General features: G+C 70.4%; 12 protein-coding genes. 8 read left to right on the plus strand and 4 right to left on the minus strand.

Annotated elements, in window-relative coordinates; translation table 11 throughout:
• Nucleotides 1–36: 36 nt before the first annotated feature.
• Both RG19_RS13375 and RG19_RS13380 read right to left on the minus strand, forming a co-directional pair.
• Nucleotides 37–789 (minus strand): ABC transporter permease, encoded by a 753-nt coding sequence (locus RG19_RS13375; protein ID WP_058835698.1) that lies wholly within the window; start codon nt 787–789, stop codon nt 37–39.
• Nucleotides 786–1,616, minus strand: coding sequence for an ABC transporter ATP-binding protein (locus RG19_RS13380; protein ID WP_238376644.1), 831 nt, complete (start codon nt 1,614–1,616; stop codon nt 786–788). Before RG19_RS13380 ends, RG19_RS13375 begins: the two co-directional genes overlap by 4 nt.
• 367 nt (nt 1,617–1,983) lie before the next feature.
• Between RG19_RS13380 and RG19_RS13385 the strand changes: the two genes are divergently transcribed.
• The 5 genes from RG19_RS13385 to RG19_RS13405 all read left to right on the plus strand — a co-directional run bounded on the left by RG19_RS13385 (nt 1,984) and on the right by RG19_RS13405 (nt 7,035).
• The gene (locus RG19_RS13385) at nt 1,984–3,213 is read left to right on the plus strand and encodes an efflux RND transporter periplasmic adaptor subunit (RefSeq protein ID WP_058835700.1); all 1,230 of its coding nucleotides are present in this window, start codon (nt 1,984–1,986) and stop codon (nt 3,211–3,213) included.
• Between the two features lie 148 nt (nt 3,214–3,361).
• Entirely contained in the window at nt 3,362–4,054 is a 693-nt protein-coding gene (locus tag RG19_RS13390; RefSeq protein WP_058835701.1) for an ABC transporter ATP-binding protein, read from the plus strand.
• A gap of 15 nt (nt 4,055–4,069) precedes the next feature.
• A complete protein-coding gene (locus RG19_RS13395) occupies nt 4,070–5,236 on the plus strand; it encodes an ABC transporter permease (RefSeq protein WP_058835702.1) in 1,167 nt (388 codons plus the stop codon).
• Between the two features lie 159 nt (nt 5,237–5,395).
• Nucleotides 5,396–6,715 (plus strand): ABC transporter permease, encoded by a 1,320-nt coding sequence (locus RG19_RS13400; RefSeq protein WP_058835703.1) that lies wholly within the window; start codon nt 5,396–5,398, stop codon nt 6,713–6,715.
• Entirely contained in the window at nt 6,712–7,035 is a 324-nt protein-coding gene (locus RG19_RS13405; protein ID WP_058835704.1) for a hypothetical protein, read from the plus strand. The genes RG19_RS13400 and RG19_RS13405 overlap by 4 nt, the downstream gene beginning before the upstream one ends.
• A 143-nt stretch (nt 7,036–7,178) precedes the next feature.
• Here the strand turns inward: RG19_RS13405 and RG19_RS13410 are convergent, their stop codons facing one another.
• Nucleotides 7,179–7,793, minus strand: a complete 615-nt coding sequence (locus RG19_RS13410; RefSeq protein ID WP_058835705.1) for a nucleotidyltransferase family protein — start codon at nt 7,791–7,793, stop codon at nt 7,179–7,181.
• Nucleotides 7,783–8,793: an XdhC family protein gene (locus RG19_RS13415; protein ID WP_082672672.1), complete on the minus strand. Its 1,011-nt coding sequence runs from the start codon at nt 8,791–8,793 to the stop codon at nt 7,783–7,785. Before RG19_RS13415 ends, RG19_RS13410 begins: the two co-directional genes overlap by 11 nt.
• 76 nt (nt 8,794–8,869) lie before the next feature.
• Here RG19_RS13415 and RG19_RS13420 point away from each other — a divergent pair, with 76 nt between their 5' ends.
• The 3 genes from RG19_RS13420 to RG19_RS13430 all read left to right on the plus strand — a co-directional run bounded on the left by RG19_RS13420 (nt 8,870) and on the right by RG19_RS13430 (nt 12,289).
• Nucleotides 8,870–9,325: a (2Fe-2S)-binding protein gene (locus RG19_RS13420; protein WP_058835706.1), complete on the plus strand. Its 456-nt coding sequence runs from the start codon at nt 8,870–8,872 to the stop codon at nt 9,323–9,325.
• Nucleotides 9,326–9,501: 176 nt separating this feature from the next.
• Nucleotides 9,502–11,700 carry a xanthine dehydrogenase family protein molybdopterin-binding subunit gene (locus tag RG19_RS13425; protein WP_058835707.1) on the plus strand — a complete coding sequence of 733 codons (2,199 nt, stop codon included), beginning with the start codon at nt 9,502–9,504 and terminating at the stop codon, nt 11,698–11,700.
• A 10-nt stretch (nt 11,701–11,710) separates the two neighbouring features.
• Nucleotides 11,711–12,289 carry a hypothetical protein gene (locus RG19_RS13430; protein WP_058835708.1) on the plus strand — a complete coding sequence of 193 codons (579 nt, stop codon included), beginning with the start codon at nt 11,711–11,713 and terminating at the stop codon, nt 12,287–12,289.
• The last annotated feature ends 74 nt before the right edge of the window (nt 12,290–12,363 follow it).

The following is a 12,363-nucleotide window of genomic DNA, read 5'->3' on the forward strand; positions in this document are numbered from 1 at the left end:
CTTTGTCCATGCCATCCCGCCGTACGCCAGCCGCGCTCACCCCGCCCGTCGCAGCCCGCGCTGCGCCAGCACGGCGCACGCACCGCCCACCAGCAGCAGCGCGGCCACATGCAGCCACAACGGCTGCCCCGCCTCCAGACCGACCACGCGCAACCCGATCTGGGCCAGATGATAGGCCGGCCATGCCGGCGCCAGTTCCGCCAGCGGCCCGGGCAGCATCTCCAGTGGCAGCCACAGCCCGGACAGGAACGCCATAGGCAGAAACAGCACGTTCACGACCGCGGGGGCAGCGTTGGCGCTGGTGACACACCCGATCAGCAGACCGATCGCACAGAACGGCACTGCGCCGAGCAGGTTGACCGCCCACAGCATCACCCATGCGCCCGGGGCCATCGACACGCCCCCTGCCAGCATCGCCAGCGCCGCCAGCTGCAACGAGATCAACAGCGAAAACAACATCGCGATCGCCAGCCGCGCGGTCAGCCAGCCGGTCGGCGGCGCCGGCAGCGCGCGCCGCAGGGCCATGAAGCCGCGCTCGCGGTCGATGGACACGGTGACGGCGACGCCGAACAACGCAGCGCCCAGCGTGCCGAAGACCCCGTAGGTCACCAGCAGATAACGCGCGGCATCGCCGCCGTCTCGCCCACCGATCAGCAGGCCGAACATGACGTAGAACAGGGCCGGAAACAGCAACGTCGGCAGCACGTACATGGGCTCGCGCAGCAATCGCACCAGCTCGCAGCGCAGTTCCTGCAGGTGACCTCGCCAGGCCGACGCGCGGGCGCTCATACGGCCTCCCGAATGTCGGCGCCATCGATCAACTCCAACGCGTCGGCAAGCCCCGCCTGCCGGACCTCGAGATTCGCGCACCCCGGATCCGCGGCGAACAGGCGCCTTACCACGGCATCGGCATCGATCGCCACGATCCGCAGGCGGCCAGCGGTGCGCGTCGCGTCGACGACACCGGGCCACGCCGCCACCACATCCGCCTCCAGAGCACTGTCGCAAGCGACATGCCGCCGGTCCACTCGGGCACGCACCTCGGCCACCGACCCGGTGGTGCGGACCCGGCCGCGGTCGAGCACCACCACGCGGTCCGCCAGCGCTTCGGCCTCGGCCATGTCGTGGGTCGTCAACAGGACCCCCGTGCCTGCCTGCACCAGGTCACGCACCGCGCGCCACAGCTGATGCCGGGCACCGATGTCCAGGCCGGTGGTAGGTTCATCGAGGATCAGCAGCCGCGGCCTCCCGCACATTGCCAGTGCGAACTGCACCCGACGCTGCTGGCCGCCCGACAGCCGGCCGTAGCGCCGATCGAGCAGTCCGTCCAGACCGGCCAGGGCAATGCAGTCCGCGACGCTGCGAGGTGCGGCATACCAGCTGCGCACGAGCGCCAGCAATTCGCACACCCTCAGCCGTTCGGGTAGCTGCATCTGCTGCAGCATCGCCCCCACATCACCCCGAACGTCGGCGGCGCCCGGCGGCCGATCAAACATGACGACATGCCCTGTATCGACCGGCTGCAGCCCCAACAGCACCTCGATGGCCGTCGACTTGCCCGCGCCATTGACGCCCAGCAACGCAGTGACCGCCCCACCCGGCAGATCGAAGCTCACTCCATTCAGTGCCTGGATTCCACCGCGACGCCGACCCACACGATCGAGACGCGCCAGGCACGGCGGGGGCGCGGGCAAGAGCCCGGCAGACGTGGAGGTATTTACCAACGGCGTGGACGACATGGTTGCGACCTGCACAGCGGCGACTGCGTGACTATCGGCGACGGCGGCAGGCGGCGACAGTCGCGTGCGTCAGTTCGCCGGCATGACATCCGTCAGGTGACCCGGATCGGCAAGCGCGGCACACTGGCCGCCATCGTGGACCCGGCAGGGGGTCGGGTCCGTCGGGCGCATCAGGTGACTTCCGGCTCCTCACGGCAACGCGTACGCCGGTCACACTGCGCCCTCGGTTCACGTCCGGGGCGTCATGAACAGCAAAGCCGACCTTCTCAAGGAACTGCGTATCGACCGCAAGCCCGAGCCGCCGCCGTCGCGGCGAGGGCTGTGGATCGGCCTGGGTATCGCCGCCGCCGTGGTGCTGCTGGCCGCACTCGTCTGGCTGTGGCTCGGGGCATCGCGCCCGATCCCCGTACGCACCGCACCGGTGGCCGCCAGCGGTGGTGCGGGCGCGGCCCCGGCTTCGGTGCTCGACGCCAGCGGCTACGTCGTCGCCCGTCGCATCGCCACCGTGTCGGCCAAGATCACCGGGCGCGTTCGCGAGGTGATGATCGAGGAGGGCATGGCCGTGGAGGACAACCAGATCCTCGCCACCCTCGATCCCATCGACGCGGATGCCGAGCGCGAACTCGCCGCCTCGCGGGTCTCGGCCGCACGCAGCCAGGTCTCGGGTGTGCAGGCCCGGCTCGAGCAGGCCCAGTCCGAAGCGCGCCGGCTCGAAACGCTGGTGGGACAGCAACTGGTCTCGCGCTCGCAATACGACCAGGCGGTCGCCCAGCGCGACGCGCTGCGCTCCGAACTCGAGACCGCGCGCCGCAATGCCCAGGTCGCCGGCGACCAGCTGTCGCTTGCCGACATCGGGGTCGACAACACCGTAGTGCGCGCGCCGTTCGCCGGGGTGATCACCGCCAAGGCCGCGCAGCCGGGCGAGATCGTCTCACCGCTGTCGGCCGGCGGTGGCTTCACCCGCACCGGCATCGGCACCATCGTCGACATGGATTCGCTGGAAATCGAGGTCGACGTCGGCGAGGCCTACATCGGCCGCGTACAGCCGCGCATGCCGGTGCAGGCCACGCTCAACGCCTACCCGGACTGGAAGATCCCGGCCGAAGTCATCGCGATCGTGCCGACCGCCGACCGCGGCAAGGCCACGGTCAAGGTCCGCATCGCCCTCAAGGTCAAGGATCCGCGCATCGTGCCGGACATGGGCGTGTCGGTGAGCTTCCTGGAGCAGGCAACCGAAGCCGAAGCCGCCGAGGACGCTCCGCGCATCCTGCGCGTGCCTGCTGCAGCACTGGTGCAGCGCGATGGCCGGACGGTTGCCTTCGCGGTGGCCGGCGATCGCGTGGAACAGCGTGTGGTGCAAGCCGCCGGCAGCGGCGATCCGCGCGAAGTCCGCTCCGGCCTGGCCGCCGGCGAGGACGTGGTGCTCGACCCGCCCGACGCACTGTCCGACGGCAGCGCCATCGTGCGCGAGTGAAACACCGCGCACGGGGCGCCGTGCGCGGGTGAGGACGCGCACGCCCCTCGTGCGCGGTTGGATTCGGCAGGTCGCGGCGACGCGGCCGCCCCCGGCGCGAAGCGCCAACTCCCGGTCCCGTACGGGCCGCGACAGCGAGGCGAACGACATGGATTCCCAGGTTTCGATCCGCAATCTCACCAAGACCTACCAACGGGGCGCGGAAAAAGTCGAAGTGCTGCACGGCATCGACCTCGACATCGCGCGTGGCGATTTCGTGGCACTGATGGGACCGTCGGGCTCGGGCAAGACCACCCTGCTCAACCTGATCGGCGGACTGGATACGCCCTCCTCGGGCGAGATCGTCGTCGACGGCGAGCGCATCGACCGCATGGGCGGCGGCCAGCTGTCGACCTGGCGCAGCCGCCACGTCGGCTACGTGTTCCAGTTCTACAACCTGATGCCGGCGCTCACCGCGCAGAAGAATGTCGAGCTGCCGCTGCTGCTGACCAGACTCTCGGGCGCGCAACGCAAGCGCAACGCCGAGATCGCCCTGACCCTGGTCGGGCTGGAGGACCGCGGCAAGCACAAGCCCAACGAGCTGTCCGGCGGCCAGCAGCAGCGCGTGGCGATCGCCCGCGCGATCGTGTCCGATCCGGACCTGCTGATCTGCGACGAGCCCACCGGCGACCTCGACCGCCAGTCGGCCGAGGACATCCTCGGCCTGCTGCAGGAACTCAACCGCGAACACGGCAAGACCATCGTCATGGTCACCCACGACCCCAAGGCCGCCGAATACGCCTCGCACACGCTGCACCTGGACAAGGGCTCGCTGGTCGAGCGCCCCGCCCACGCGGCCTGACGGAGGGATGCCGGCATGAAGTACCTGCACCTGATCTGGGCGGCGCTGTTCCGGCGCAAGACCCGCACTTTCCTCACGCTCGCCTCGATCATGGCCGCGTTCCTGCTGTTCGGCCTGCTCGACGGCATTCGCGCCAGCTTCTCCCAACTCGGGCAGAACGCCGACGGTGCGCAGCGGCTGCAGACCAGCTCGCGGCTGTCGTTCATCGAGACCCTGCCGCTGGCGCTGCGCGCGCGCATCGAGACGGTCGACAACATCGAGGCGGTCACCTATGCGAACTGGTTCGGCGGCGCCTACCAGGATCCGAAGAACCAGATCTTCAGCTTCGCGGTCGCTGAAAACTATCTGGATCTGTATCCGGAGATCGACGTCGATGCCGACGCCCGCGAGGCCTTCGCGCGCACCCGCACGGGATTGTTGGTCGGGCAGACGCTGGCCACCCGCTACGGTTGGTCGGTGGGCGACCGTATCCCGCTGCAGTCGATGATCTTTCCCAACACCGACGGCAGCCTGAACTGGGAGTTCGACGTGGTCGGCATCATGCGCGGCCGCGACGGGGCGGAGTCGGGACTGACCGACAGCCTCGCGCTGCTGCGCTACGATTATTTCGAGGAGTCCACGCCCTATGTCGACTCCGAGGTGGGCTGGTACGTCTCGCGCGTGACCGACGTGCGCCAGGCGGATGCCGCCGCCAAGGCGATCGACGCGCTGTCGGCCAATTCGCCCGACGAGACCCGCACCATGACCGAGCAGGCCGCGTTCGCGCAGCAGCTCAAGCAGATGGCGGATGTCGGCCTGATCGTCGGATCGATCATGGGCGCGGTCTTCTTCACCCTGCTGTTGCTGACCGGCAACACCATGGCGCAGGCGGTGCGCGAGCGCACCTCCGAGCTGGCCGTGCTGAAGACGATCGGGTTCTCCAGCACCAGCGTGCTGGTGATGGTGCTGGCCGAATCCGTGCTGCTGGTGGTGATCGGCGGCGTGCTGGGGCTTGCGCTGGCCGCGGTGCTCGGGCCGGCCGTGGGCCAGGGCAGTGGCGGCATGATCAATCTGCCCCCGGTGGGGCTGGAAAGCTGGCTGCTGGGCCTGGGGCTGATGGTCGCCATCGGCCTGCTGGTGGGCGCGTTGCCGGCGGTGCGCGGCATGCGGTTGAACATCGTCGATGCGCTGGCGGGGCGCTGACGTGGGGCGCGCCCTCGGCCGCGCCTCCGGGGCGCCTTCTCGCGCGGATTCCGGTGGGGCCTCGGTGGCGGCTGGGCTGCGGCCCTCATCCGCCCTGCGGGCCCCTTCTCCCGCGAGCGGGAGAAGGGTGTCGGTCACGGCATATTGGGAGAAATCGTGATGAAGCTGAAATCGTTGTTGGGAGGTGCGCTGCTCGGCCTCGCCGTGCTGGTGGGGCTGGTCGCCTGGATCGCGCTGCCCTGGCCGGCGCTGCTGGCCCTGGCGGTACTGGCCGCGGGCTGGATGCTCGCCACCCGCAGCGGCCGCCAGGCCGGATCGGTGACGCATGTGGGCATCAGCACGTTGCCGCAGCGCCTGGGTGCGTCGTCAGTGGTGGTGATCGGCATCGCCGGCGTGGTCGCGGTCCTGGTCGCGCTGCTGGCGATGGCCGAAGGCTACCGGCAGACGGTGTCGGCCACGGGCAACGACGAGACCGCCATCGTGCTGCGCGGCGGTTCGGCGGCGGAGGTGATGTCGGTCATCGAGCGCGATGCGATCGTCGCCATCGCGCAGGCGCCGGAGGTCGCGCGCGATGCCGACAACCGTCCGCTGGCATCGCCGGAGCTGGTCGTGGCCGCGAACCTGCCACGGCGCGGCACCGCCGACGAGGACGGCAGCGTGCAGCTGCGCGGCGTCGATCCGGTGGCCTGGGCGATCCGGCCACAGATGCGCATCGTCGAGGGACGCGACCTCGAACCCGGGCGGCGCGAGCTGGTCGTGGGCAAAGGCGCACGGGCGCAGTTCGCCGGCCTCGAGCCGGGCAGCGAGATCCGCCTGGGCAGCGACACGTGGTCGGTCGTCGGCGTATTCGAATCCGGCGACGCGATGGAATCCGAGATCTGGGGCGACGCCGGCATCGTCGCCACCACCTATCGGCGTGGCAGCAGCCGCAATTCGATCACCGCCCGCCTGAGCTCGCCCGCGGCGTTCAGTGCGTTCAAGGCGACGCTCACCGACGACCCGCGCCTGCAGGTGGAGGCCGACACCACCGCCGAGTACTTCGCGCGCCAGTCGGAGACCATGACCAAGATGCTGCGCATCATCGGCATCGTGGTCGGGTCGATCATGGCGATCGGCGCGGTGTTCGGCGCGCTCAACACGATGTTCGCCACCGTCGCCGCGCGGGCACGCGAGATCGCCACGCTGCGCGCGATCGGCTTCCGCGGCCTGCCGGTGGTGGTCGCGGTGCTGCTGGAGACGATGTTGCTGGCGGCCGCCGGCGGCGTGCTCGGCGGTCTGATCGCATGGCTGGTGTTCAACGACTACTCCGCCTCGACCCTGGCCGGTGGCGTGGGCCAGCTGACCTTCGATTTCAAGGTCACCCCGCACCTGCTGTGGAACGGGCTGAAATGGGCACTGGCGATCGGTTTCGTCGGCGGCCTGTTTCCGGCCGTCCGCGCGGCGCAGCTGCCGGTCACCACTGCGTTGCGCGCGGCATGACGCATCCGCCGCCGCTCGACGATGCCGCACTTCGCCGCCTGGACGGCGCCGGTCTGGAACAGCGCTACGAAGATCTGCGACAGCGGATCTTCGCGCGCTACGAAGATGTCGAGCGCGCGGTCGAGCGCGGCGAGGCGACGCAGGCGGCCGCCACCGAGGCCGCACTGGTCGATGTCGAGCCGCTCATCGCGCAGGCGCGTCGACTGCACGACGAACGCGTGCGCCGCCTGCGCGCACGCGCGCGGCGCTGGTGGATCGCCACGGCCTCGGTCGCGCTCGCCGGAAGCGCACTGGTGCTCTGGTTGCTCGCGCGCAGCTGAGCGGCATCGCGTCGCATGCCGACCGGCAACGCGCCGTCGTCGGGCACCGAACGCGGGCGACGCGCGTCAGGCAATGCGCAGCGTCCGCGCGTGACGCGCGCCAGGACCGTACGCCTGCATCCGCCGCGGGAGCGACCCGGACGTCAGGCCGGGCCGCTGGGGGCGTCCACCCACTGGTGTTCGATCGCGTGCGCGAGATCGGCGGGCGTGTCGATGTCGAACTTCAGCGCGGGTCGGTGATACAGGCCCACGCCGGCCGTCGCGCGCAGGCGCGCGCGCAGTCCCGCGTCCGCTTCGCCCGCGTCGGGCCCTGCCCGCAACCATCGCATGGGAACCACCGCAGGAATGCCGCCGCGGCTCGCGCCGTGATCCAGCGCCGCTGCGTGTACGGGGCTGTTCCCGGCCATGGCCAGCAGGGCCCGTACATCGTCGGCGTCGAACTGCGGCTGGTCGCAGCCCGCGATCACGCACACGCCTGCGTCCGTCCATCCCTGCGAGCCCTCGCGCAGGCTCGATGCCATCCCGTCCCGCCATGCCGGGTTGTGCACCGGCACGACGTCCAGGCCCGCCAATGCGGCCTCGATCCGCGCGGCATCCGCGCCGAGCACGACGCGCACTTCCCGCGGCCCCGTGCTCAACAGCGCGCGGACCGCACGCCGCACCAGCGGTTCGCCGTCGCGCGCGAGCAGTTGCTTCGACGTCCCGAGGCGCGTGCTGCCGCCGGCTGCGAGCAGCAACGCGCGATGCTCAGCCGCCATGTCGCCATTGCTGCAGTTGCGCGACGATGCTCAACGCGATCGCGTCGGCGCCGCGGCCACCGAGTGCCAGCCCGATCGGCGACCGCAGCACCGGTAGCAGGGCATCGCGACGCGATGCGGGCAGCAGGCGCATCAGGTCTTCGCGGCGCCGCACCGGACCCAGCAGGCCGACGAACCCGCAACCGCTGTCGGCCAGCGCATCGAGCGCATCGAGATCCGATTCGAACCCGTGGTGCATCACCAGCGCTGCATCGCAGTGCGGCAGTGCCGCCAGCGCATCGCGCGGCGAGAGCGCCAGATGCGTGTCGGCCAGCCCGGTCAGTGCCTGCCAGCGCTCGCGACGCTCGACCAGCGTGCAACGCCAGCCGAGCCGACGCAGATGCGGCAGCAGCGCCTCGGTCTCGGGACCGGCGCCGAACGCCACCAGTTCCGGCAGGCGCGCGAAGCGCAACGACCACACCGTCTCGGCATCCGCCCATGCCGGCGCATCGGCCGGCAGGCGATGCCGGGCGACAATGGCATCCGACGCGATTTCGATATATCCATTCGTAGCGATCGAGACCTGCAATGCGTGGCCGCCGTCGAGCCAGCCATGCGCGGCATCCGCATACCCCGACCATCCCGCGAGGGGCACCAATGCCAGTCGCAGTCGCCCCCGGCATCCGGTGGCCGAGCCGGCGAACAACGCATCGTCGTCGCGGGTGTCGATCTCCATGAATTCGATGCGGGCATCGTGCGCAGCGGTTTCCGCGCGCCGCGCGATCTCGGGCTCGAGGCAGCCACCGCTCAACCACCCGGACTGTCCCGAAGCGGAAAACAATGCCAGACCACCGACACCGGCATACGTCGATCCTTCCGTCTCCAGCACCAGCGCGAGCACCGCCGCCGACGCTTCGGATTGCGCATCGATCCCGCACGATTCGGCAAGGACGGCACGCACCGCGGTGGTATCGTCGACGGTGCCGCTGCGGATCCGGGTCGACGCATCGGTGGACGTCATTGAATGGGTTTCGACTCGTGCGGACATGCGCCGAGTGTATGCCGCCCATCCCCAGCCGCCGCAAGGGAGAATGCCGATGAAGCTCGAAATCAACGGTCGTGCGCACGATGTCGATGCGCCGCCCGACATGCCGCTGCTGTGGGTGCTGCGCGATCTGCTCGGCATGACCGGCACCAAGTTCGGTTGCGGCATCGCCCAATGCGGCGCGTGCACGGTGCATGCCGACGGCGCCCCGCTACGTAGCTGCGTGACGCCGGTGTCGGCCGTGGAAGGCAAGGCGCTGGTCACCATCGAAGGCTTGTCCTCCGATGGCTCGCACCCGGTGCAGCGCGCCTGGGCCGAACTCGACGTCGTGCAGTGCGGCTACTGCCAGTCCGGCCAGATCATGTCCGCCGCCGCCCTGCTGGCGCAGGTGCCGGCGCCGACCGATACCGATATCGACCAGGCGCTGTCGGGCAACATCTGCCGCTGCGGCACCTACCCGCGCATCCGCGCAGCGGTGCATCGGGCGGCCGAGCTCGGCAAGGCCTGAAGAAGACGCGCGTCGTCGGCGATGTGCCGTCGGCCGCGGATGCAGCGTCGTACCGCCTGCCTTCGCGCGCCACCCCCGCCGATCCGCGCCCCGGGGAGGACGGTACCGCCGCCCCGACCACCTGCTGAAACCGTCCGGCGAACCGCCGGCCCCACGCAACCGCTACGGAGATCGTCGTGAGCGCAACCCAGCTGACCCGACGTGGTTTCCTCAAAGCCTCCGCCTTGGCCGGCGGCGGCCTCGTGCTCGCCTTCACCGTGCCCGGCATGCGCCGCTTCGCGCACGCGCAGGACGCCACCGCGGCGGCCGCTGCGACCGAGTTCGCCCCGAGCGCATTCCTGCGCATCGCCGCGGACGACACCATCACCGTCCTGCTCTCCCATGCGGAAATGGGCCAGGGCATCTGGACCGCGTTGCCGATGCTGCTGGCCGAGGAACTCGACGCCGACTGGACCCGGATCCGCGTCGAACACGGTCCGGCCGATCGCGCCTACGACAGCCCGGTGTTCGGCATGCAGGGCACCGGCGGATCGACCAGCACGTGGTCCGAGTTCGATCGCTACCGGCAGGCCGGCGCCGCCGCGCGCACGATGCTGGTTCAGGCGGCGGCGAACCGCCTGGGCGTCGCGCCGGATGCGTTGCGTACCGAGAACGGCGTCGTCATCGCCGACGACACGCGCCTGCGCTACGGCGAGCTGGCCGACGACGCCGGTCGGCTGGATGCCCCGCCGTTCGATTCGCTGACCCTGCGCGACCCGGCCGACTGGCGGATCATCGGCAAGGACACCCTGCGCCTGGATACGCCGGAGAAAATCACCGGGCAGGCGACGTTCGGCATGGACATCCGGTTCGACGGTTTGCTCACCGCGCTCGTCGCACGGCCGCCCGTCTTCGGCGCCACCGTGGCGTCGTTCGACGCCAGCGCGGCCGAAGCAGTGCCCGGCGTGCGCAGCGTGGTCCAGGTGCCCAGCGGCGTGGCCGTGGTGGCCGATCACTACTGGGCGGCGAAACTCGGCCGGGATGCCTTGCGCGTCGAATGGGACGAAGGCGATCACGCCGACCTCGACAGCGACGCGCTGCACGCGGAGTACGCCCGTCTGGCCGCGACCGAAGGCCCGACCGCCGTACGTGCCGGCGACGTCGACGCCGCGCTGGCCCGCGCGGCGCAGACCGTGGAGGCCGACTACACGGTGCCCTATCTGGCCCACGCTGCGATGGAACCGCTGAACTGCACGGTCCGCATCGACGGCGACCGCTGCGAGATCTGGTGCGGCACCCAGTTTCCCGGCCTCGACAAGACCAACACGGCGCGCATTCTCGGCATTCCCGAGGAACACGTGCTCGTGCACACGCCGTTCCTCGGCGGCGGCTTCGGCCGGCGTGCGACGCCCAATTCCGACACGGTCGTCGAGGCCGTTGAGATCGCCCGCGCCGCCGGCGCACCGGTCAAGACGGTCTGGACCCGCGAAGACGACACGCGCGGCGGCTTCTACCGGCCCGCCTTCCTCGAACGCCTGCGCGTCGGCCTGGGCGAAGACGGTTTCCCGGTCGCCTGGCACCAGGTGATGGTGAGCCAGTCGATCATGGCCGGCACCTTCATGGAAGCGTTCACCGTGCAGAACGGCGTGGACACCACCACGACCGAAGGCGTAGCGGATTCGCCGTACGTGGTCGACACCCCCGCACACCGGGTCGACCTGCACGCGCCACGCAGCGCGATCCCGGTGTTGTGGTGGCGCTCGGTCGGCCACAGCGCGAACGGCTTCGTGATGGAGAGCTTCGTCGACGAACTCGCCCACGCCGCCGGGCAGGATCCGGTCGCCTACCGACGCCATCTGCTGCGTGAGCACCCCCGCCACCTCGCCGCACTGGACCTCGCCGCCGAACGTTTCGGCTGGGGCTCGGCGGCGGCCGAGGGGCACGGTCATGGCATCGCGGTGCACGAGTCGTTCGGCAGCTTCGTCGCACAGGCGGTCGATGTCTCGATCGAGAACGGCCGGATCCGCGTGCACCGGGTGGTCTGCGCGATCGACTGCGGTCCCGTGGTCAATCCCGTCAACGTGGTCGCACAGATGGAATCCGGCATCGCCTTCGGCCTCGGCGCCGCGCTGCACTCCAACCTCACCCTGCGCGGCGGGCGCGTGCAGGAGTCGAACTTTCACGACTATCGCGTACTGCGCATGGACGAGATGCCGCAGGTCGAGGTGCACATCGTGCCGAGTGCCGAACGCATGGGCGGTGTCGGCGAACCCGGCACGCCGCCGATCGCACCCGCCGTCGCCAACGCCGTGTTCGCACTGACCGGGCAACGGCTGCGCTCGATGCCGTTCCGGTTGGCCGACGAGGCCGCCCCCACCGCACCCGCTGCCGCCTGAGGAGACGACGATGCCCTTCCGCCACCTCGCCGCGATCGCCGCACTCGCCGTGCTGCTGGCCGGCTGCCAGCAGCGTCCCTCTCCGGAACAGGAGGCCGCCGCGCTCGACGCGTTCGCGGTGGTGGAAGAAGTCTTCCAGCACCCGCGCTGCAGCAACTGCCATATTCCCGGCGATCAACCGCTGCAGTTCGACGCCCAGACCCCGCACGCCATGCACGTTGTGCGCGGACCGGAAGGCAAAGGCGCCCCGGGCCTGCCCTGCAGCGCCTGCCATGGCGAGGCCAACTCGCCCGCCAGCTACGGCGCGCACGCGCCGCCGGGCGCGCCGCATTGGCAGTTGCCGCCGCCGGACCAGAAGATGGACTGGATCGGCGTTCCCGCCTCGGAGCTGTGCGCGATGATCAAGGACCCGTCGCGCACCGGCGGCAAGGACCTCGCCGCCATGCACACCCATGTGGCCGAAGACGCCCTCGTGCTCTGGGGCTGGGAACCTGGTGGCGAGCGGGTGCCGGTGCCGGTGCCCCACGACACCTTCGTCGCCGCGTTCAAGACCTGGATGGATGCCGGCGCGCCCTGCCCGGCCGGCTGACATGCGTCGCCATGGCGGGCGTTCCCCGATGAACGCCCGCCATCCTGTCATCGTGCTGTCATCGATGTGCGATA

The sequence above is a fragment of the Luteimonas abyssi genome, assembly GCF_001482195.1.
Taxonomy (GTDB): domain Bacteria; phylum Pseudomonadota; class Gammaproteobacteria; order Xanthomonadales; family Xanthomonadaceae; genus Luteimonas; species Luteimonas abyssi.